We start from the raw sequence: 21,710 nt of genomic DNA, 5'->3' as shown, positions 1-21,710 counted from the left end.
CAGCGGAAGGCTAATTAGGAAATTTGGGGGAGTATTGGAATGGTCGAAAGTAAAAGAAATAGTGCTAAGCTATTATGGGTCATCGGGACGGCCTGGCTTTTTGATGCGTTAGACGTGGCCCTGCTATCATTTGTGATGCCGGTTATTAAAGAAAGTTGGCAGCTAACTGCAGGACAGTTGGGAGCAGTCAGTGCGATCACCACGCTTGGCATGATGATTGGGGCCTTGGTATGCGGCTATTTAGCAGATAAATTGGGGCGTAAGCCGGTCCTCATTGGGACGCTACTGCTCTTTTCGCTTGGTAATTTGTTATTGACGATTACCCCGAACGTCGAGTGGTTCTTAGTCGTTCGGTTGTTGACTGGCATTGGTCTGGGGGGTGAACTACCGGTTGCTGCGACAATGATTGCTGATCATTATACGGGAACACAGCGCTCACGCATGCTAGTCCTGGTAGATAGTTTTTGGGCGTTTGGTTGGATTGCAGCATCGTTATTGGCCTTTTTAGTGATGCCACACATTGGTTGGCGGATGACGGTCTTAATCACCGCCTTAATGGGGTTGTATGCGTTGCTGTTACGCCGACACTTACCTGCAGAACAGGAGGCTAATCGGCCACAAAAAGTTGATTTTAGACAGGCATTGCGGCAAGTGTGGTCCGCTAAATATCGACGAGCTACGATTTGCCTCAGCATTCTATGGTTTGTGATTATGTTTGCCTATTACGGTATGTTTTTATGGCTTCCAAGCGTTTTGGTGTTGCGCGGATTTTCATTAGTACATGGGTTTGGCTATACGATGTTGATGAGCTTGGCGCAACTTCCCGGCTATTATCTAGCTGCGTGGTTGATCGGCGTCGTCAAGCGTAAGGCGGTATTGGCAACTTATCTGATTGGGACGGTCGTCAGTGCCGCAGCTTTTGGGACGGCCAATAATCCAACGATGATTCTGATTAGTGGTGCATGGTTGTCGTTCTTTACGCTAGGGGCGTGGGGAATTATGATTGCTTTCACACCGGGGCAATTTGCGCCCGCGGTACGGGGAATTGGTATGGGCGTTGCCCAGTCAATTGGTCGCATTGGCGCAACCATCGGCCCATTTTTAGTTGGTGCGCTGATGGCAATTGGATTTGGCATTCCGGCAATTTTTATGGTGTTCGTGGCCGTACTCTTACTCGGTGTTGGGGTATTGCTATTCGGGTTACCGAATCAAGAGACGGATGATTAAGTATCGGTGGCAGATATAAATTAAATCGTAAGTTAAAATTACTTATATGGAATGGACTAGTGATGTGGGCGCTGTTGCTGAATTTGAATTGAAATGATTCAATAATATTTTTTGTGAAAGTTAAACGAGCTCAGTGATGACGCGGCTTTGAGGGTGTCATTCGTTGCGAAGCCAAAGCGAAACTCCTATGATTACACTGAGGAGTTGAAAAAAATGGCAAAGGCAAAAGCACGTACGACCCAACCGAATGAACGATTAAGTGCCCAACTAGCACTTGCCAGCATGGCAATTGAGATTCGAAGCGATGTTGTGTTGACCAGGTTAGTTGCGCGGGCTCGTCGCCGGCTTAATCGTAGTGGTGACAGTATTGCTATCGCGCACCAAATCGCTGTTGATCTAGGTTATTATTTAGTGTGTCATCAATACAAAATGCCCCGAGCTGCTTATGATTTGTTAGCAGTTGCGTATGAAGTAAGTGTTGAGACGCCCACACGAGCGACTATTATTCAGTTACCGTCACGAAAAAAATAGACTAGGACTATCAATTGATTCACACTTATATTAGAATATAATGATAAATAGATGTGCAAAATTGGAGGGAATTGAATGGGAAGGTCTGAACAATTAAAAAAGCTCGTCTTGGCAGGGTTATTTGCCGCCATTATTTTTATTGGTATCAGTGTATTACGAATTCCGTTGCCCGCGATTGTTGGGCGGCCATTTATTCATTTTGGTAATATTTTGACAGTGCTCGCAGTGATGTTGCTTGGTTTTGGCTATGGTGCTACGGCTGGTGCAGTGGGGCTTGGCTTGTTTGATATTCTGAATGGGTATGCCGCAACTTCGTGGTTAACAATTATTGAAGCAATTATTCTGGCCGCGATGGTCAACCTGAGTTTCAAGTCAATCGGCTATCGTGAAGATCGTATTGGCCGGCTTTACTGGGTATCGTTAGTCGCAGGGCTCACAAAAATCGTCACTTCGTGGTGTACAGGCGTGATTGAAGCCTTAATGGTGGGGACAACGCTCAAGGTCGCCATGATTGGGTCCTTCACGAGTTTATTAGCAGCGACCATTAATGCGGTGGCATGTGTCATCATTGTGCCGTTATTGTATCGGATCTTAGTACAGGTTGGGTTTAACCGCCAGCGGGTCGGTACGGTCTAAATGGCCGCATGCTAACGCAGCTGGATTAGTGCCGTGAGCACTTATTATTTTAACAGACTGGTTGCAATCCACTTTAACACCGTTGGCTGTGGCGTTTATAATTATTGGACAGATTTTGGTTGATCAGGTTAACCATGGTTGTATTATCGGTAAAAAAAGCCCTTTCCAATTTGGAAAAGGGCTTTTTACTGAAGTAGCACGCTAATCAAAATAGGACAAAAAAAGCTATCCCGTTAGGATAGCTTTAATGAATATTGATATAACAAGTGTTCTGGAGCTTATTACATCACTTTGAAACTCAATAATGGAGATGGCGAGAGTCGAACTCGCGTCCAAGCATATTGCCCCTCGGATATCTACGCTCATATTCATACTATTTAAATTTCATCATTGCAAACGCCGTATGACAGGGCACCCAGCAATGACTAACCTGATTAGTCTCTTCTCGCAACTCCAGGTGGAAGCTTTGAGCGTAAGTCCACTAAATTTAGGACCCAGATCCAGAACATGGACGATCCTGGGAGGATCTACGTTAAGCGCTTATTAGGCAGCTAAAGCGTAAGAATTGTTATTATTTTTTGCAGTTATAATTTAAACTGAGCGTTTTTACGTAGACGCAACCTACGAAGCGCAATCCGAACTCAAACTATACCTGTCGAATCCAGAACATCCCCAAATTCAACAATCCTAGTTTAGCACAGCTCAACTGTTCTGCCAACTAATCTGTCTACTGGTCATGACAATCATTACAGCAGTTTAAGATGAAGAGTGTGCTCGGCGGCGCCGCAAAAAGTGCAACATTTTATGTGTGTTCAGTGAAAGTGCCATGACTGCCAAGATAATCAGTAAGCCGCCGATAAAATCGAAGCTAGTGAGTTGAACGTTTAGAAAAGTAATCGAGAAAACCGTCGCGGCTAAGGGCTCGAAGGCGTCCATCAAACTGGCCGTTGTCGGTAGAATATCGCTTAAACTACGCGCAAACATCAGGAAGGGGGCCACCGTTCCTAAGAGAATAATGACGATTAACAAGCCTAATTGGGGCCAGGTAATCGTCAGGTGGACACGCCACATGGGTTGTAACAAGGTTAGAAACAGACCCGCAATCAGTAACCCCCAGCCAGTGACGGTTAATGCGCCATACTTTGGTAAAATGGTTCGCGGAATCAAGGTGTTCGTGGCGACCCCGATGGCGGATAAGCCGCCCCAGAACAAGATGACGGGTGAAATTGCCAGACTGTTTAAGTGACCGTGTGTCACGATCAATAGTGTCCCGATAAAGGCCATGATCATACCAATCAGTTCGATACGACTGGGTGTCACGTGCTTAAATAAGAAGTAATAGATGCTGATAATGAATGGGCCAAGAAATTGAATAATCGTGGCAATCGGGGCATTACCAACGCGAACCGCTTCGAAATAGCAAAGTTGAACCGGAATCAGCCCCAGCAAACCGTAACTCACCGCTGTCCAAGCGGCATGGCGGTGATGCCAGATTTTAAAGGGATGTTTACCAGCCACCATCCCCCAGACGAGTAAAATCAAGCCTGCACTGATCATGCGGACCTGCGTTAGCCACATTGCGGTTAGATGCGGATTATTGATGAAGAGGGTACTCGCAGCCACCCCTGAGATACCCCACAGAATACAGGCACTACTAGCGAGTAAGACGCCCCGTAAATGATTTTGTTGTGTCAAATTACGACTCCTTTCTGAAAATAATAAGCAATTTTCATTATAGCAAAGGTGCGTCTGGGAACCTATGTTTATGAGGAATCTCTTATTATTCTCATGGGTTACTTCATCAAAAGTAACGGGTGCGTTTCAGAAGAACTCATGCTATGATATGAACAATCAAACGCGAATAATGATGCGTCTAACGGAGGCTATAAAGATGAAAGCAATTATTACCGTTGTGGGACAGGACCAAGTGGGAATTGTCGCAAAAGTAGCGAACGAGTTAGCACGTTTAAAAATCAATATTGTCGATATTTCGCAAACCTTGATGGATCATAATTTTACCATGATGCTATCGGCGGAATGGGATGACCAGCAATTAAGTTTTGCGGCAGCCAAAGCGGCGTTAGAATCGCTCGGTGAGGCATCAGAGTTAACGATTCGAATTCAACGGCAAGCGGTTTTTGACGCAATTCAGAAGTTATAGGAGGCTACCATGGAAAGTCGTTCAATTTTAGAAACAATTCAGATGGTGGCCGAGGAAAATCTTGATATTCGTACAATCACAATGGGCATTTCGCTCTTTGATTGTGTTGATAGTGACGGTGAGCGGGCCCGGCAAAAAATCTATGATAAGATCACGACTAGCGCGAAGGACCTGGTCAAAGTGGCCGCTCAAATTCAAGAAGAGTACGGTATTCCTATCATCAATAAGCGAATTGCGGTAACACCGATTGCATTGATTGCGGCTGCGAGTCAGGATCAAGACTATGTCGCGTACGCAGTAACCATGGAACGGGCAGCTCAAGCGCTAGGTGTCGATCTCATTGGTGGTTTCTCCGCCCTGGTTCAGAAGGGGTATCAAAGTGGGGACCGCAAACTGATTGCATCGATTCCCGCCGCGTTAGCTGCAACCAGCCGTGTTTGCAGTTCGGTAAATGTCGGGTCGACACGGGCTGGAATCAACTTGGACGCGGTCGGTGAAATGGGTCGTATTATAAAGCAGATTGCGGCTGACGATCCAGTCAATTGCATGAGTTTAGTGGTATTTGCCAATGCGGTCGACGATAATCCGTTCATGGCGGGCGCTTTTCACGGTGTTGGTGAAGCTGATCGAGTTATTAATGTTGGGATCAGTGGCCCTGGTGTCGTAAAACGAGCCTTAGAAGAAGTTCGCGGTCAGTCGATCGACATTGTGTCGGAACAAATTAAGAAGACGGCGTTTAAAGTGACGCGGATGGGGCAATTTGTTGGGTCCATCGCGTCAGAACGGTTGCACGTCCCATTTGGGATTGTTGATCTATCACTGGCACCAACGCCTAACGAAGGCGATTCGGTTGCTGAGATCCTGGAAGAAATCGGGTTGGAAAGTGTCGGTGCGCCGGGAACAACGGCGGCGTTGGCCTTACTGAATGATGCCGTGAAGAAGGGTGGCGTGATGGCCTGCGAACATGTCGGTGGACTGTCGGGTGCCTTTATTCCGGTTTCTGAAGATGCTGAGATGATTCGGGCGGTCAGTGCTGGTCGTTTGAATATTGAAAAACTTGAAGCGATGACAGCAGTGTGTTCAGTTGGTCTGGATATGATTGCAGTACCTGGTGATACTAGTGCCGCGACTATCAGTGGGATGATTGCCGATGAAGCTGCGATTGGGATGATCAACAACAAAACAACGGCGGTGCGCGTCATACCAGCTACCGGCAAAGGTGTTGGTGATGCGGTTGAATTTGGGGGCTTGTTCGGTCAAGCACCAGTTATGCCGGTCAACACCAATCAACCAACGACGTTCATTAAGCGTGGGGGTCATATTCCGGCACCAATCCACTCCTTTAAGAATTAGGCACAGTGGACGTTGTGAAGGGGCGAACCGGCAGTCATCCTGAACTTAAATGGTGACTTCACGCTCGCAACTCGTGAAATGTAACTGAATGATGCACGATTTCCTGGTCGGTATGAACGGCAGAAAATCGTGCTTTTTATGTCAGTGAGCATGACTCTGGTATGATGTGTGACTGATGTGCCAAGATTATTAAGTGTCCCTCAATGATGGGATGACACAGTTATTTCACAAATCGTGCACGCTTTGTTATTAATTTGTTGTTATACTAATCCTGAATCCTAGCGCGAAGTAGGGTATGATAATAGATAGGTTAATAAATGATGATTAATCAACAAAGTTAGCAATCGTAATTAACTTGGAGGACGTTGCACTATGAAATTATTAATGATTGAAGATAATAAATCGGTCTCTGAAATGATGGCCATGTTTTTTAAGAAGGAAAAGTGGGATGCCCATTTTGCTTATGATGGCAATGAAGCTGTCGAAATGTTCAATGAAGATGTCGATGGCTGGGATATGGTGACGCTCGACTTGAACTTGCCAGGCAAGGATGGCATGCAAGTTAGTGCGGATATTCGCAAGGCTTCCCCAACTGTACCAATTATTATGTTGACGGCCCGTGATTCGGAAAGTGATCAGGTACTTGGCTTAGAGATGGGCGCTGATGATTATGTCACCAAGCCGTTTTCACCGATTACACTGATTGCTCGGATCAAGGCCCTTCATCGCCGAGCAGATTTGGCTAAGACCACGCCGGCTGACCAACCTGCCAGCACGGTGAGTTCCTTTGATGTTCAGACGGACCATTTTAAACTGAATACCAAGACGCGGGAAGCCTATTTAGCAGACAAACAAATTCAAGACTTGACCCCCAAAGAATTTGATTTATTGAAGACCTTAGCTCAAAAGCCGCGGCAAGTTTTCTCACGCGAACAACTTTTGCAACTGGTCTGGGACTATGAATATTATGGTGACGAACGTACTGTGGATGCACATATCAAAAAATTGCGCCAAAAGATTGAAAAAGCTGGGCCACAAATTATTCAGACGGTTTGGGGGGTCGGCTACAAGTTTGATGATAGTGGAGTTGACGCTCAATGAAACTGATTTATCAACAAATGCTAGCGTTCTTTGCTGTCATTATTACGGTAATCGTCGTCCTCGGATTTTCATTTATTCGAACGACTAGAACGATGCTTTATCAAAACTCATGGCAACAATTGCAGCAGTACGCCGCGAGTATTGAAAAGGAAGCTATTCGGTATAATACGAAGACTAATCAAGTTGTCGGGTTTAATCAACAATTTCTAAATGATGGGACCGTCATCTTACGAGATCAACATATTCACTTTTCGGTATATGATGCTAACAAAAAGTTGGTCTATCCAAGTGGTATGGGGACAACAATGAGTGGGACCCCTGGTGGCTCGATTTATGATCCCAAGATCTCAGCCAAAGATTGGAAGAAGCTGAAGCGGAATAAGATTATTACGCAGTCGCCCCACGTAACGTTCAGAACACGCAATCGTGATCAACCCGTGAATACACCGTCGTTGCGAACCATTGACGTTTTAGTGCCCCTTTTCTATAAGAATGGAGCAACGAAGAAGTTTGTTGGGGCCATCTCGATTGGGTCGTTTGAACAGACCTTGCAGGCCAATGAACAGCAGATCGAAAAAAATCTGTTCATTGCACTGTTAGTCTCGGGGATTGCGGCTCTGTTGTTAAGTTACATTTTGGCACGTTATTCTGTTCGTCGTATTAATCGATTGCGGTACGCGACGCACTCGGTCGCAAATGGTGATTTTGACATTCAAGTTGACAGTAATCATAAGGATGAGATTGATGACTTGGCGGATGATTTCAACGGCATGGTCAACTCCCTGCGAACTTCCAATGAAGAAATTAAGCGACAGGAAAAGCGGCGTCGGGAGTTTATGGCCGATGCGGCCCACGAAATGCGAACGCCGTTGACTACGATCAATGGTATTTTGGAAGGGTTAGCGTACGATGCTATTCCAGAAGAAGACAAGGGTCATTCAATTGAACTGATGCAAAATGAGACGAAACGGTTGATTCGACTAGTCAATGAGAACTTGGATTACGAAAAAATTCGAACCGGACAGATTGCTTTGAACAAGACCAATTTTGATGGCGCCGAGGTTTTGCATAACTTAGTTGAACAGCTCACAAAGAAAGCGGCCGCCGCGGATGATGAATTCAAGCTGACGGTTCCCGAGAAACTGCCAGTATGGGCCGATTATGATCGCTTTGTTCAGGTCTTGTTTAACATCATGCAGAATGCCATTCAGTTTTCACAAGCTAACGTGATCGAAGTAACGGGTAGCCGTACGGATCATGCGACGGTTGTCGCGATTCAAGACCATGGGATTGGGATGACACCGGACCAAGTCAAAAATATTTGGGAACGGTATTATAAGGCTGACCCATCACGAAAGAATACGAAGTATGGTGAATCAGGTTTAGGGCTAGCGATTTCACATCAATTAGTCCAACAACATGGTGGTTCGATCAAGGTTGACAGTGTGGAGAATGAAGGGACGTGTTTTACCGTTACTTTCCCAGATGAAGGTTTTGATAAACCGATTATTGATGATTAACGTGATAGTTTAAAGCGGGTAAATCCGTACGGACCGGGCTTGGGGATCGTAATGATCTCGAGGCCCGGTTTTGCTAATGCGGGGTAACGGTGGGCCATAGCAATAACCCATCATTAATAGTAGGAACGGACGTTTAATAGTAATCGATTGCGGACCTTAAGCCTAATACTTTTCAGCGATTGACACTGTTCTACCTCGCACTCTGAGGCTAAATATGTTACCCTTAACAAGGCTGCAAACAGCGATTTATCAATAGTTTAGATAAGATTTGAAATGAATAGGAGAAACAACAACTATGCAAAGAGTACAAATTACGGGAAATTCGCAACGTAAAGTCAAGGACGGCTATCCTTTACTCGTACAAGATGATCTCAAGGATCCGAGTATGAAACTAACCGATGGCTCTTTTGTGGCGTTAATGGCAAGTTCTCAATTTATGGGCTACGCGCTGATTGCGAAGCATCGTCGGCAACTAGGCTGGGTCTTGAGCTTGGATGAAAGTGAGACGCCAACGACCGATTACTTTCGTAAGTTATTCAAACAGGCGTTGGTCCGGCGAGCAACGAGCATGGATCCACAGTTACCACAACGGGTCTTCAATGCGGATGGCGACGGTCTCGGCGGGTTAACAATCGATCGTTATCAAGATTACTATGTCTTTACATGGTACGCACAAGGTGTTTACCAGCAACGCGAAATGATCTATGCGGCTTTTGAAGCGGCTACTGAACATCAATTTAAAGGCATCTATGCGAAATTACGATTTAATGTCGAAGAAGCTAACTTAAAGAGTCAACTCGTCACGGGTGAAGCAGCACCAGAGCCGTTATTAGTGACTGAAGGCGCGGTGACGTATCCATTACACCTTGCTGATGATTTAACGACCGGGTTACTATTAGATATGCGTCCCATCCGGGAATGGTTGGCCGGAGCCGAATTGCAAGGTAAGACGGTCTTGAACTTGTTTAGCCAGGAAAATGGGGTTACGGCTGCTGCTGCCGTTGCGGGTGCTGCCAAGACGATTTCCATTGAAACAAGTAAGAAGGGTGCCAAAGAGACCGCTGATCAATTGGCGGTCAATAATATTGACCCTGATAAGCAGGAAATTCGAGCAATCGAAGTGAACAGCTATCTAGATTACGCCCAGAAGCACCGACTAAGTTATGACGTTGTTGTCGTAACGGCACCGACTTTTGCGCGGGTGAAAAAGCAGAAGTTCCAAGTTGCAACTGATTTAACTGACTTATTGACAGCGACCTTACCAGTTGTTCGGCGTGATGGGCAATTAGTGATTGCAACGACTGCGAATAATTTTTCAATGAAGAAGTTTAAAGCCGCGGTCACGGCGGCCTTTGTCGGCAGTGATCGGCACTTCACACTTAGTGAGACGTTCCGGTTACCAGCAGACTTCGTGACGCGCAAGGCTTACTTGGCAAGCAACTATTTGAAGGTTCTGGTTTTGACACTCGATAAGTAGTGTGTGCGCCATAATTTAAGTGGAATAGAAAAAAATTTTAAAGGGTATTTCGGGGACCGTTTTCATTAATTGAAAACGGTCCCTATCGCTAAGAAAACGAATTCATGAAAATATAAAAATAATTATATTTAACCCTGAATCCCTGATTGTGACTGGTAAAACGGTTACTTAACTGGTAAAATAATTCCTTGTCGTTAGGCAAGAGAGAAAACATAGAAATGAGGATTATTAGTAATGGGAATTCTAATTGCACTGATTCCTGCGATTGCGTGGGGCAGTATCGGCTTAATTAGTGGCCGAATGGGCGGTACCGCTCGGCAACAGACCCTTGGGATGACCATGGGAGCCTTGGTATTTGGCTTGGCACTCTGGGCCGTAGAACAGCCAACTTTAACAAGCAAAATTTGGTTGATTGGGATTGTCTCTGGGTTATTCTGGAGTATTGGTCAAGGTCAACAATTTACGTCAATGAAGGCGGTTGGTATTTCACGGACTACGCCGATTTCAACTGGGATGCAACTGGTTGCTAATGCGTTGGCCGGTGTGCTGTTATTCAATGAATGGCACGGAAACATGTATTGGATTGGCTCCGCTTCTGTAATTGTGTTGATTGCCGGGGCTGTTTTAACTTCCTTAACTGATAAGACTGATCCGAACCGTAGTGCTTCTGAAAATTGGGGTGTTGGGATTCGTGCCTTGATCTTATCAACGATTGGATACGCTGGCTATACGATTGTGGTCCATTATGGTAACGTCAATGCACAGGCAGTTGTAATGCCTCAAGCTGTTGGGATGTTGCTGGGTGCTTTGATCTGGTCCTTTAAGGATAAGCCATGGGTTGTTAAAGCAACTTATCGTAATATCGTCACTGGTCTGGTCTGGGGTATTGGGAATCTATTCATGTTTATGGCAATGGCCCAAATCGGACAAGCTGTCGCATACTCCCTTTCGCAAATGGGAATTGTTATTTCGACGTTTGGGAGTATCTACCTCTTAGGAGAGCACAAGACGAAGCGAGAAATGGTTTACGTGGTGATTGGCTCGATCCTGGTCATTGTTGGTGGGGTCGCGTTATCCTTAATGAAGGCTTAGTAAAGCTTTACTAAAAAATTAATTATTTGATTTACAGATTAAAAAAATCTGTTGAAGGTGCGGTAACGGTAAGTTATCAGCACCTTTTTTGTTAATAATTGTATTTATTTTTTACACAAATGACGAAAATTTACGAAAAAAGGGAGGAAGCGCTTTTCATTATTAGGCGAGCTATTGTATAATATGACATGTAAATACGTATAGAAAGAGGTAATAGTAAATGGCACACATTTCATTTGACAGCTCTAATTTAACTAAGTTCGTCCATGATAACGAACTTGGCGAAATGCAAGCTATGGTCACAGCTGCTGATAAGGAGCTGCGTGAAGGAACCGGCGCCGGTAATGATTTCCGTGGCTGGTTAAATTTACCAACAGATTACGATAAGGAAGAATTTGCACGGATTAAAACCGTTGCAAAGAAGATTCAAGACGATTCAGACGTCCTCGTTGTAATCGGGATTGGTGGTTCATACCTCGGTGCACGGGCAGCCATTGAATTCTTACACGAAACTTTCTGGTCATCACTTTCACGTGAAGACCGTAAATTCCCACAAGTTGTCTTTGCTGGGAACTCAATCTCATCTTCATACGTCAACGACTTAATTCACTTAATCGGCGACCGTGACTTCTCTGTTAACATCATTTCGAAGTCAGGGACTACGACGGAACCTTCAATTGCATTCCGGGTCTTCAAGGAACGTTTAATCGCGAAGTATGGTGAAGAAGCTGCTAAGGGCCGGATCTATGCCACAACTGACCGCAAGCGCGGTGCGTTGAAGCAAGAAGCTGACGCTGAAGGCTACGAAACCTTTGTTATTCCTGATGATGTTGGTGGTCGTTTCACTGTTTTGACACCAGTTGGTTTGTTACCAATTGCGGTATCAGGCGGCGACATCGATTCATTAATGAAGGGTGCTGCGGATGCCCAAAATGAATACAAAGATGCCGATTTATCTAAGAACGAAGCTTACCAATACGCTGCTTACCGGAACATCTTGTACCGGAAGGGCTACACCACTGAAATTCTTGAAAACTACGAACCAAACATGGCGATGTTCTCAGAATGGTGGAAGCAATTAATGGGTGAATCTGAAGGGAAAGACCAAAAGGGGATCTACCCATCATCAGCTAACTTTACGACTGACTTACACTCATTGGGTCAATATATCCAAGAAGGCCGTCGTAACTTGATGGAAACGGTCGTTAAAGTTGACAACGCTACTAGTGATGTTGACATTCCTAAGGAAACCGAAAACCTTGATGGGTTGAAGTATCTTGAAGGCAAGACGATGGCTCAAGTTAACACCAAAGCTTTCGAAGGGGTTATTATGGCCCACGTTGATGGCGGTGTTCCTAACATGGTCGTTAACATTCCTTCACAGGATGCCTATACGTTAGGTTACACGATGTATTTCTTTGAAGCTGCAGTTGCCATTTCTGGTTACTTGAACGGGATCAACCCATTCAACCAACCTGGTGTTGAAGCTTACAAGAACAACATGTTCGCCTTACTTGGCAAGCCTGGTTACGAAGAATTAACTAAGAAGTTAACCTCACGCCTTAGTAAATAAGGGCTTGTGACACACTAATATTTAAAATTAATAAAACTCCAAAACGTTGTTTTGCTTTAAATGGTTCCCATTGTGGTTCCTAAAAGCATAAAAAATGCGTTTTGGGGCTTTTTTAATTGCTACTATTCAAATAATCTTCCAGCTTTGACATCGCATCTTCTTTTATCTTGGGAGTAACTTCTGCATACATACGAGTAGTGGTCAAATCAACATGGCCCATCAAGTCTCTGATGTTTTCCATATCGACGCCAGCTTCACGCAAGCGTACTGCGAATGAGTGGCGGCATCCATGAACATTGAGATGTTTTAGGCCGGCATTTTTAGCAATGCGCTTCATGGCACCTTCAGCCCCTCGTGAAGATATAGGCTCACCAACATTGCCAGCAGTTAAATAGAAACGTCTAAATACAAAATCGCTTGAGGGATCAGATTGCAGATTTGGGTTAATTGTAACTACTTTTTGCAATGCTGATTGCTTATTACGCAGTTCTAGTAATGCAGTATAAGCACGAGCAGTTAACGGTACATTACGAGAGCTGTGCTCTGTTTTGGGGTCGTCCAGGGTAATTGATAGGTAAGAGTCATCAATTACTTCACCGGACTCTCTAAGCTGCCTTTTTTGGTCAGCTTCAGCCCGGTAGAGTCTATTTTGGTCTATTGTCAAAGTGCGTTTGTTGAAATCCACCCGAGACCATCTCAATGCTAAATCTTCGCCAAGTCGTAAACCACAGTCGAACATTAGCAGGAAGAAGGGGTACCATGATGGTTGTTGTTCTTGTTTGGCTGTTTCCAGAAAAACATTAACTTCATCAAGAGTATAGTAACGAAGTTCACGTTTTTGAGGCTTGAATTTTCTGGAAAACTCAACTCCAATAGTTGGATTAGACTCAATAAACCCGAGCTGTGTTGCTTTTTTTAGAGCGTTAGAAAGTGTTCCATTTATTGATTTTACGGTAGCCCAGCTTAGGCCTTGTTTTTTTCTTCCAACTCCTTTTTCGCTGAAAAGACCATTGATAAAGCGCTGATGTTCTACAAGAGTGTACTCGGTTAATGGATAGCTACCAATTCTTGGCTTGATATAAGTCTCAATGTTTTCACGATGAACAATACGTGTACCTTCTTTTACATTTAACTTAAGGTGAGTTATCCAGTAGTCCAAAAATTCTCCCAAACTCCAAGCTTTTTGAGGTGTAACGTTTCGTTTGTTTGAAATTATTTCTGCTTCTATTAATTTTGCAGCGTCACTGGCTGATTTGTAAGAGGTGAACCCACGACGATGGATCTTCTTCCGCTGACCGGTACCTTTGTCAGTTCCAGCGTAAATATTGTATTGATATCGCGTTTTGCCATTTTTTAACTGATATTTTGAAATGTTTGCCATAATAAGCCTCCTTGATTCGAACTTATGTTCTCTAAATAATAAAAATATATACCCCGTGATGGGGTATAAGCGAGTGACGGGAATCGGACCCGCGACTACAGCTTGGAAGGCTGTCGTTTTACCACTAAACTACACTCGCGTAAAGTCAGCTAGGGCTGACTATCATTTACTGAGTTCATAATTATTTTTGCAATAGCCGTGTTTTCAAATCATCTTTTATTTCTGTCAGCATACGGTCATATTCTTCTGTTGAATATGAATCTTTTTTTAGATATAACATGGATTCTGAGTCCATAAATGTCTGTATATCTTTCTTCATCGTGGCAATTAGCTCGTATTTTGAAATTTCATTATCCATAGCATTAAGCCTTCTTTCTAGTTAAAGCGAGCGGCAGGAGTCGAACCTGCTTATGTGATTACTAATTGACAAGAAAAGAAGCACTATTCTACCGTTGAACTACACTCGCGTTAAAGCCCAACTAAGGGCCAATTATTTACAGTTAATCTCTTTTGAGATTTGTGTATGATATAACCCAAGAACCCACAGATGAGCTAGTCTTCTTAACTTTTACCGTAACTGTTTCACCTTTATTCACCTTGGGATTTTCAGAACTTACGAAATTCAAGTGCTTGCCAGTTTCAAGGTTATAACCAAATGCGCTATTTGGAACAACTTTATTGACCTTGAATTGAACGGTTTTTCCCTCAATATCTTTATTAGCATTTAATGCTGATTCTGCTGTTGAAGCAGTATAATCAGGCTTTTTGTTTCCACAACCAGCTAGTGTGAAAATTATAGCTATAATGGCTACAAAACCAATGCTCATCTTTTTCATAACAAATTCTCCAGTCTTTACATGGTTTATTACGGTTAGAATCAAGCCAATATTTTAATTTACAGAATATGTTTTTGTCCCAATAGTTTGGAAATTGGCGTTATTGAATTTGACCGTTACATCATTTTTGTTCTCTAACTTGAACATAACCGCCGCCTGCGTTGTTTTCCCTGGCAACAATTTATCATTTAGGCCATCTTCGTATTTTTGTATTGGATTATTACCGTTATCGTCATATTTGGGTGTGCCGGGCAAAAGTTGTTTGTTTGCTGTATCTGTTTTTTGATAAGCATTTACTACAGTATAGATATTTGAAGGATCCTGTTCCTTTTTAGAGTTGTTAGTAACGTCACAATAGAGAACTAAAATTTTAGTTCCGTCTTCGCTGCCATCACGGATTTCCGATTTCGTAAATTTATAAGTTTCAATTCCGGCTGAGAAAACATTATCTTTAAACGTCCATTTGTCATTTGACGGATCAGTCGATTTTGTTGATGAAACTTTTTCTGCCTTGGAGCTATTAACGGAATTAGTTTTAGAACTATTATTATTTCCGCATGCGGTGAGCGACAATGCGGTCATTCCAGCTAGTAATAAAACACTGTATTTTTTCATTGATGTTTCCTCCAATATAATTTATTCCCCAAATCCAATTTCAATAACATTATTGCTTTGATTCTGTGCTAATAGCCAAACTCTCTCGATACTCTTCGGCCTCAGGAGCTTCTTTGAAATCTACAGTCAAATTGCTGTATTTTTTTAATTCATCTTCAATTTCGTTTATAGAAATGTGAAAATACTCTTTACGGTTGTTCACCATATTGACACGCTTTTGTGAAAAACGCTGGTGTAGTTCAGATTCTAATTGGTATGCGTTTTCGCTAAATATTAATGCATGTACGTCAAATTTAAATGGAACCGAAGCACTTCCGAGCTCGTTGATACGATCCATTGGATCTAAGCGGCGGGTTACACCAATTTTAAAGACATTTTTACCAAACGATCCAACATTAGAGATGATATAAACATATCCGGCGGTTGCGTTTTCTTCTCGATAATCCACCGCTGCCTTTTTATCTTCATATTGTGTTAGTTTTTGCTTTAATTTTTCAATTTCGGCTATTAATCCCTCGTTGCGAGGATCTTGAGTTTGTCTTTCTTGAAGTTCTTGAATTGCTTTTGAGTAATGATCGATCTGTTTATTAAGCATTTTTTGTTGAGCTTTAATTTCCCGTTGCAAAGCTTTTTCTTCTTTTTCCCGTGCTCGCTGTTCACGAAGCTTATCTTTTTCTTCTTGAACTTTTTGTCGGTACTCAAAAGCTAGATGAAGTTCTTTCAATTTGAGCTGTAAGTAATTGTTGACCATGCTGATTTCAACAACTTCATACATTTTATTGTGCTGATTGAATGAGCGAATGATCCTTGTTTTGATGCGATCAAAATTTGAATATGATACTTTGTTGATAGCATCTGTGCATTCGTTATTAAAGCTACGAAGGATGGCCTTTATATTATTACGATTCATCTTTCTTCCTTGTGCTATGCTTCCGTTGACTTGCCAATGATTGTTAAAAATACAAGCAGCTTTATTTTTGATTAGATTTTTTTGTTGATCACGGATTTCTTGCAATCTGTCCTTGTAGCCTAAGGAATCAGAAAAGTCATATTGCGGTTGATACAGGCCATATGAACTCATTTCTAAATCAGGAGAAAGGTCACTAATGTCGGCTTTTATTTCGTTAAGCATGTCAGACTGTTTCTCAATTTCAGATAGTGCATTGATACGCTTTTTGTCAGCGAGATCAATCTGTTTGTCTAATTCATCAAGTGTTTTGCGTTTAGAATTAATGAGTTGGTCAAGTTGTTCAGGCTTCATTTGCTGTAATGATAGCTTAATGTCGTTCTGTTTTTTCAGCTTATCAATGGTTTCCTCTAATTGAACAATTTCCACTTTTGATTTTTGAATAGTATTTTTAAATTCGCTTATTCTGAATAAGTCACCTAGTGACATGAAAATTCCTCCAAATTAATTGATATTAATCTCCGTCGAATGGTACCCCGTATTGATAGGACAGTTCTCTGTATGAATAGGGAATATGGCCATTTTCCTCAATAAAAAGCATTCCCATCAATCCAACTGAAAATTCATCAGCTTCACGTTCAAACTTAGAATGTCCATGTTTAACGGAAGTGTAGTACCCAATCAGCCCCTCATGGAATATAACGTGTCCTAGTTCGTGACCGAGTATGAAATACTGTGTAGGCGTGTGTTTAATAGAATTATTGAGTAGTATGATAGGCTCTTGGTTGTCATAAGCATTTTTACCCAGAGGCATTGCCCCAAAATCACACCATTCCACTTGTATGTTAAGCTTTTCCGCAATTACAAACGGGTCCGCTGTGTGATAACGATTGACAATAGCTTTAACAATATCTTTTACTCTATCCATAAGTACAACTCCTAATCATGCTTGTGGCGTTTCCAGAATATTGTTGCCATTGCCACACGCACTTGTTGTTTTTCTTCTTCAGTAAGATCTTCACCCCCATAGGTCATCGAACCCTCATTTGCTTCAAGAAAATCCTTCAGGTCAATGGTATCTTTCTTGGTTGCCCATTTTGGCGTGCCATTTTTTCCAAGCAAGTAGTCAGTTGTCACGGAAAAACGATCTGCAATTTTAGAAAGTGTTTCAAGATCGGGCTGTCGTTTTCCTTGTTCATAGGAAGCCAGTGTTGTTTTGGCCATGCCTAATTGCATTGCTAATCTCTCTTGCGTTAGACCAGCTTCTCTTTTTCGTAATTCTTTAAGGCGTTCAGCAAACATTGATAGGCCTCCTTCATTAATTATAAGATTACTACGCATAATGCGTATTTTGTACAGAAATATAAAAAATACTCGTTTAGAGTATTTTTGTGTTGACTAAGTACGCGAATTGTATTATATTAGTAAGCATCAAAGGTACGCGAAACGTATTACTTAGTTAGGAGGTGTTAACATGCGTCATTGGTTAAAAGAGTGGAGAGACATCAACGGACTAACGCAAAAAAAGGCTGCTGAATTTCTCGATATGCCAGAGACAACTTTAGCGTCTTACGAACAAGGGCATAGAACACCAAGTGTTGGTAGAGCTAAGAAAATGGCTGTAAGAATGAACGATATATCGAAAAAAAAACGTGTTAAATGGACTTATTTTTTTGAAGATAAAGTACACAATACGAGTAAATAAGGAGATGCCAAAATGAAGCCAATAACAAGAGATGTTTTAATCAATGCACTACTTCGTTATTTCCCAGAGACACCCCGGGTTTCGCTTGAAGCAATGAGTGATGAAAAGCTGAGGATTATGTTTCAACACATCAATAACGAAAACAGTTTCAAGATTCGGCAAATGGATTACATCTCTATTTAAATTATAGGGATTTGCCTTTGCAAGAAATCATAAGATACTTGCAAAAATTCAGGAGGTGACAGAATGCGGAACCGATTCGCAGAAGAGCTAACGTTAACCTTCGAACGTATGGGCGGACATAAGCAGAGAGAAGTTGCTGATAAGGCACATTATTCTGAAAGCACTGTATCAAGAATTAGAGCGGGGCTTAAGAAGACTGACCCACAGACTAGGTGGACGTTAGCGAATGCAATTAATGATCTACGTTTGAAATATACTGCTGCGAGTTTGGATTACGGCACAATTTCGTTCCAACGCGATCGAAAACTTAAAGGTGACATGTTTTCTGCCTTGGTAAAGCAACGAACGGAGCAAAGTCAACGAGAGCAGTTGGAACCAGAATTTGAGGCTGCAATTACAACGGAGCCTAAATTTAGAACTCCGGAGCAAAATTTAATCATTCAACGTTATCCAAGAGAGTATGTCGAGGAGATTAGCGCTGAGATTACAGCATTAATAAAACAAGCTGACTATGCAGGCATAACGATGTCGCAACTGCAACATGTGATTGATGAGGTAAATGATAGTACCGGTGGATAGGAGTGATAAAAGATGCAAGTGGTTTCCATTAAAAAGAATCCTAAGTATCAGGCAGGCGGACAGCCTAAAAAATGGCTCAAAGGTGTTGAACTTGCTGCTGAATGGAATGTTTCACCCGCAACAATAAGCAACTTGGCGCGACGTGAAGACTACCCATTGCCGTCTGATGTTGCATTAGGGGCCCGCCAATATAATTGGGCGGAAGTTAGCCGTTGGCGAGCAGAAGAGAACAAACGCAAGCAGGATAGGAGGAAATAGCAATGATTGAAGGAGCAATAGTAGGTTGGATAGCGACTGTTCTTTGGTACAAACGACATGAAATTAGTAACTTGTTTGGTGTTTAAGGAGATGAAGACAATGAAATTTACATTCCGGATTGGAAATGTGCTTTACAAGCAAATCACAATTGAAGAATTGAATAATCTTTTTGACAAATTTAAGGAGGTTGAACGAATTGGAAGTATGCAAAGCATCGCTAAAGCCTAAATTTGAGTACGAAAAAAGCTGCTCGAGTATTGGAAGTACCCGCGCAGCTAAACTTCAAGAGCATAACAAAATTTTATTTTTCGAGTTCTATTGTACTCCGAAACAGTCACTAAGGCAACGTTTGACACGGAGGTGGGGCAAATGATACCAGCACAAGCAGATTTAAACGAGCATTGGCAGCAACGTAACGACTCACGTGACTGGGTACTTGACGCGGATAACTATTGCTACGATGGTGACGAGTTCGACAAGGCTCAACTGTTTCAAGATTACGTCGATAACAATGACTTTAAGCAGTGGGCGATTGATATGCAGGCCGATATGTTGAGCGCCATTTGTATCGTCACTTTCGGTTCGACTGACGTAAGTGTGTTGTATCCAGATCAAGGTGAGGAACCTAATTGGCAATGGTTGATTGATGTGTTTGGTCAGTCCCGTCTATGGGACGAGCTACTGGTACACATCGACACGGAGACGATGATGACACGTCTGGGATATCACTGGGTATCAGAGGAGGAAGAAGCATGAGTAATGAGTTAGTTACGATGGTTAATAACAATATTGAGGATATGAAGAATAATGAAGGCTTGTCATTACCACCTGATTATTCAGTAGGGAATGCATTAAACAGTGCTTACTTGATTTTGAGTGATACGTCTAAGGGCCAACCATTACTTGATAAGTGTGACCAAGGATCAGTTATCAAGGCGTTGATGAACATGGCAATCCAGGGATTGAGCCCAGCTAAAAACCAATGCTATTTCATTCCTTATGGCAACCAGTTAGTCATGCAGCGCTCCTATTTCGGCTCAATTAGCGTTGTAAAGCGTCTTTCAAATGTGAAAGATATTCAGGCACAGGTTGTCCACAAAGACGATACGTTCAAGATTGGCGGTGAAAATGGGGTGCTGGTGGTTAAGGAGTTCGAGCCAAGCTTTGAGAACCTAGATAAGCCAATTATCGGGGCCTTTGCATGGGTCGAAGATCTGAATGGCAACCGGACCTACACTGTTATGACTAAAAAAGACATCGACACCAGTTGGAGCCACGCTAAGACGAAGAAGGTTCAAAACGAGTTCCCAGAGGAAATGGCTAAACGGACTGTAATTAATCGAGCTGCAAAGTTCTACATTAACAGTTCAAGCGACAACGATTTGTTCGTGCAAGCAGTTAACGAAACCACTAGCAACGAATATGAGAATGACGATAGAAAAGACGTAACACCGGCCAAAAGGTCATTGGTGGCTGACGTAGCAGAGAATAAAGCCGAGAAGGTAGAATCTGCCGAACCAGCTAAAGAACCCGTTAGAACGGCTGTAAAGGAGGCATCAAGCAATGATCAAGAACCTGTCAAAGACGAAGTCGACCAGCAAAATCTCTTCGACAACCTCAATGATGTTGGATCAGAAGCTGACGCTGAATAATTATTATGAGAACTGGACTGACCGGGCCTACATGTCGCCGACGGTGTTTAAACGGTTTCTAGCATGTGAAGCAGAAGCGTTAGCCGAGTTGCAGGGTAAATGGGAGCCAGTTATGAACTCAACGGCGCTAGTCGTTGGAAATTGGCTTCACAGCTACTTCGAAAGCGAGAAAGCTCATGCCAAGTTTGTTGATGAACATCCAGAGGCAATTTCAAGCCGGGGCCCAAGCAAAGGCCATCTCAAAAAGGACTTCAAAATTGCTGAATCCATGATTGAAGCCTTATCTGACGATCATGATTTTAATCTTCTTTATCAAGGCGATAAAGAAGTGATTGTAACTGGTGAAATCGGTGGTTATCCCTGGAAGGGAAAGATTGATTGCCTAAATTTGAAACAAGGTTACTTCGTGGATCTAAAGACGACCGCTGATATTTATAAGGGTTATTGGAATGAAGAAAGCCGTGAACGGGAACCGTTTGTATATGCGTATAACTACCCACTTCAGATGGCAGTCTATCAAGAGTTGATTAAGCAGCAATTCGGCGTGACGTGCAAACCGTACATCGTGGCGGTAAGCAAACAGGATCCACCAGACAAGCAGGCTATTGATTTACCGGAGTACCGACTTACTAATGCTATGAACCAGGTATTGGACTCTCAACAGCATATTCAAAATATCATTAAAGGCGAAGCAGATCCTACCCAATGCGGACATTGTGCTTATTGTCGTAGTACCAAAAAGTTAGAGAGCGTCGTTAGTGCAGACGACTTGCTCATGGATTGATTAAACAGAATTGGCTTGAATGCAGCAGTGACTGAATCCACCGAACGGGTGAAAGGCCCATTAGTAAAGGAGGGACGAATTTGGATTACTTCAAGCAACGACGAGCGTACCGCAATTTTAAAATGTATGAAGCGAGTGT

The 21,710-nt window shown here is 42.8% G+C and carries 25 protein-coding genes, 2 tRNA genes and 1 other RNA gene; 17 read left to right on the top strand and 11 right to left on the bottom strand.

Annotated elements, in window-relative coordinates:
• The first annotated feature begins 39 nt into the window (after positions 1 to 39).
• From MZO41_RS15745 to MZO41_RS15735, 3 genes are all read left to right on the top strand, one after another.
• On the top strand, positions 40 to 1,227 hold the full coding sequence (locus MZO41_RS15745; protein ID WP_003642748.1) for an MFS transporter: 1,188 nt from the start codon (positions 40 to 42) through the stop codon (positions 1,225 to 1,227).
• A 213-nt stretch (positions 1,228 to 1,440) separates the two neighbouring features.
• The gene (locus tag MZO41_RS15740; protein ID WP_003644671.1) at positions 1,441 to 1,758 is read left to right on the top strand and encodes a hypothetical protein; all 318 of its coding nucleotides are present in this window, start codon (positions 1,441 to 1,443) and stop codon (positions 1,756 to 1,758) included.
• Positions 1,759 to 1,833: 75 nt separating this feature from the next.
• Entirely contained in the window at positions 1,834 to 2,394 is a 561-nt protein-coding gene (locus MZO41_RS15735) for an ECF transporter S component (protein WP_003642750.1), read from the top strand.
• 302 nt (positions 2,395 to 2,696) lie between these two features.
• Here the strand turns inward: MZO41_RS15735 and ssrA are convergent.
• Both ssrA and MZO41_RS15725 read right to left on the bottom strand, forming a co-directional pair.
• Positions 2,697 to 3,068, bottom strand: a transfer-messenger RNA (tmRNA) gene (gene ssrA / locus MZO41_RS15730).
• An 82-nt stretch (positions 3,069 to 3,150) separates the two neighbouring features.
• Positions 3,151 to 4,089, bottom strand: a complete 939-nt coding sequence (locus MZO41_RS15725; RefSeq protein ID WP_011101810.1) for a DMT family transporter — start codon at positions 4,087 to 4,089, stop codon at positions 3,151 to 3,153.
• A 196-nt stretch (positions 4,090 to 4,285) separates the two neighbouring features.
• On the opposite strand from MZO41_RS15725, the gene MZO41_RS15720 reads away from it, so the two are divergent.
• The 7 genes from MZO41_RS15720 (at position 4,286) to MZO41_RS15690 (ending at position 12,671) form a co-directional block, all read left to right on the top strand.
• Entirely contained in the window at positions 4,286 to 4,555 is a 270-nt protein-coding gene (locus MZO41_RS15720; RefSeq protein ID WP_003646616.1) for an ACT domain-containing protein, read from the top strand.
• Between the two features lie 9 nt (positions 4,556 to 4,564).
• Positions 4,565 to 5,908 (top strand): PFL family protein, encoded by a 1,344-nt coding sequence (locus MZO41_RS15715; RefSeq protein ID WP_003642754.1) that lies wholly within the window; start codon positions 4,565 to 4,567, stop codon positions 5,906 to 5,908.
• A 372-nt stretch (positions 5,909 to 6,280) separates the two neighbouring features.
• A complete protein-coding gene (locus MZO41_RS15710; protein WP_003646617.1) occupies positions 6,281 to 7,009 on the top strand; it encodes a winged helix-turn-helix domain-containing protein in 729 nt (242 codons plus the stop codon).
• Positions 7,006 to 8,529 carry an ATP-binding protein gene (locus MZO41_RS15705; protein WP_003642756.1) on the top strand — a complete coding sequence of 508 codons (1,524 nt, stop codon included), beginning with the start codon at positions 7,006 to 7,008 and terminating at the stop codon, positions 8,527 to 8,529. Before MZO41_RS15710 ends, MZO41_RS15705 begins: the two co-directional genes overlap by 4 nt.
• Before the next feature lie 295 nt (positions 8,530 to 8,824).
• Positions 8,825 to 10,006, top strand: coding sequence for a class I SAM-dependent methyltransferase (locus MZO41_RS15700; RefSeq protein ID WP_003642757.1), 1,182 nt, complete (start codon positions 8,825 to 8,827; stop codon positions 10,004 to 10,006).
• 234 nt (positions 10,007 to 10,240) lie between these two features.
• Positions 10,241 to 11,098, top strand: coding sequence for a GRP family sugar transporter (locus tag MZO41_RS15695; RefSeq protein ID WP_003642758.1), 858 nt, complete (start codon positions 10,241 to 10,243; stop codon positions 11,096 to 11,098).
• Positions 11,099 to 11,318: 220 nt separating this feature from the next.
• On the top strand, positions 11,319 to 12,671 hold the full coding sequence (locus tag MZO41_RS15690) for a glucose-6-phosphate isomerase (RefSeq protein WP_058011857.1): 1,353 nt from the start codon (positions 11,319 to 11,321) through the stop codon (positions 12,669 to 12,671).
• Positions 12,672 to 12,783: 112 nt separating this feature from the next.
• Here MZO41_RS15690 and MZO41_RS15685 read toward each other — a convergent pair whose 3' ends face one another.
• The 9 genes from MZO41_RS15685 to MZO41_RS15645 all read right to left on the bottom strand — a co-directional run bounded on the left by MZO41_RS15685 (position 12,784) and on the right by MZO41_RS15645 (position 17,712).
• Positions 12,784 to 14,052 (bottom strand): site-specific integrase, encoded by a 1,269-nt coding sequence (locus MZO41_RS15685; RefSeq protein WP_128650945.1) that lies wholly within the window; start codon positions 14,050 to 14,052, stop codon positions 12,784 to 12,786.
• Positions 14,053 to 14,120: 68 nt separating this feature from the next.
• Positions 14,121 to 14,191, bottom strand: a tRNA-Gly gene (locus MZO41_RS15680).
• 42 nt (positions 14,192 to 14,233) lie between these two features.
• Entirely contained in the window at positions 14,234 to 14,410 is a 177-nt protein-coding gene (locus MZO41_RS15675; RefSeq protein WP_080396925.1) for a hypothetical protein, read from the bottom strand.
• Positions 14,411 to 14,435: 25 nt separating this feature from the next.
• Positions 14,436 to 14,519, bottom strand: a tRNA-OTHER gene (locus tag MZO41_RS15670).
• A gap of 33 nt (positions 14,520 to 14,552) precedes the next feature.
• On the bottom strand, positions 14,553 to 14,888 hold the full coding sequence (locus MZO41_RS15665) for an LptM family lipoprotein (protein WP_128650937.1): 336 nt from the start codon (positions 14,886 to 14,888) through the stop codon (positions 14,553 to 14,555).
• A 54-nt stretch (positions 14,889 to 14,942) separates the two neighbouring features.
• On the bottom strand, positions 14,943 to 15,503 hold the full coding sequence (locus tag MZO41_RS15660) for a DUF5067 domain-containing protein (protein ID WP_062690021.1): 561 nt from the start codon (positions 15,501 to 15,503) through the stop codon (positions 14,943 to 14,945).
• A gap of 49 nt (positions 15,504 to 15,552) precedes the next feature.
• Entirely contained in the window at positions 15,553 to 16,899 is a 1,347-nt protein-coding gene (locus tag MZO41_RS15655) for an SNIPE associated domain-containing protein (RefSeq protein WP_128650936.1), read from the bottom strand.
• Positions 16,900 to 16,924: 25 nt separating this feature from the next.
• A complete protein-coding gene (locus tag MZO41_RS15650; RefSeq protein WP_003642784.1) occupies positions 16,925 to 17,338 on the bottom strand; it encodes an ImmA/IrrE family metallo-endopeptidase in 414 nt (137 codons plus the stop codon).
• Between the two features lie 11 nt (positions 17,339 to 17,349).
• A complete protein-coding gene (locus tag MZO41_RS15645; protein ID WP_011101082.1) occupies positions 17,350 to 17,712 on the bottom strand; it encodes a helix-turn-helix domain-containing protein in 363 nt (120 codons plus the stop codon).
• Between the two features lie 172 nt (positions 17,713 to 17,884).
• Here MZO41_RS15645 and MZO41_RS15640 point away from each other — a divergent pair, with 172 nt between their 5' ends.
• The 7 genes from MZO41_RS15640 (at position 17,885) to MZO41_RS15615 (ending at position 21,571) form a co-directional block, all read left to right on the top strand.
• Complete coding sequence (locus tag MZO41_RS15640; RefSeq protein ID WP_011101083.1) at positions 17,885 to 18,115, top strand: helix-turn-helix domain-containing protein; 231 nt, start codon at positions 17,885 to 17,887, stop codon at positions 18,113 to 18,115.
• Between the two features lie 246 nt (positions 18,116 to 18,361).
• Positions 18,362 to 18,877, top strand: coding sequence for a transcriptional regulator (locus MZO41_RS15635; protein ID WP_128650935.1), 516 nt, complete (start codon positions 18,362 to 18,364; stop codon positions 18,875 to 18,877).
• Between the two features lie 12 nt (positions 18,878 to 18,889).
• On the top strand, positions 18,890 to 19,135 hold the full coding sequence (locus MZO41_RS15630) for a hypothetical protein (RefSeq protein WP_128650934.1): 246 nt from the start codon (positions 18,890 to 18,892) through the stop codon (positions 19,133 to 19,135).
• A 99-nt stretch (positions 19,136 to 19,234) separates the two neighbouring features.
• Positions 19,235 to 19,363 carry a hypothetical protein gene (locus tag MZO41_RS16910; protein WP_129318310.1) on the top strand — a complete coding sequence of 43 codons (129 nt, stop codon included), beginning with the start codon at positions 19,235 to 19,237 and terminating at the stop codon, positions 19,361 to 19,363.
• Positions 19,364 to 19,504: 141 nt separating this feature from the next.
• On the top strand, positions 19,505 to 19,891 hold the full coding sequence (locus MZO41_RS15625) for a recombination system host exonuclease inhibitor (protein WP_129318309.1): 387 nt from the start codon (positions 19,505 to 19,507) through the stop codon (positions 19,889 to 19,891).
• Positions 19,888 to 20,787 (top strand): recombinase RecT, encoded by a 900-nt coding sequence (locus MZO41_RS15620; RefSeq protein ID WP_129318308.1) that lies wholly within the window; start codon positions 19,888 to 19,890, stop codon positions 20,785 to 20,787. The genes MZO41_RS15625 and MZO41_RS15620 overlap by 4 nt, the downstream gene beginning before the upstream one ends.
• On the top strand, positions 20,699 to 21,571 hold the full coding sequence (locus MZO41_RS15615) for a PD-(D/E)XK nuclease-like domain-containing protein (protein ID WP_286208059.1): 873 nt from the start codon (positions 20,699 to 20,701) through the stop codon (positions 21,569 to 21,571). Before MZO41_RS15620 ends, MZO41_RS15615 begins: the two co-directional genes overlap by 89 nt.
• The last annotated feature ends 139 nt before the right edge of the window (positions 21,572 to 21,710 follow it).

The organism is Lactiplantibacillus sp. C232 (assembly GCF_023806725.1).
Classification (GTDB): domain Bacteria; phylum Bacillota; class Bacilli; order Lactobacillales; family Lactobacillaceae; genus Lactiplantibacillus; species Lactiplantibacillus plantarum.
The sequence above is the reverse complement of the archived record's forward strand: the minus strand, read 5'-3'. Positions and strand labels throughout refer to the sequence as shown.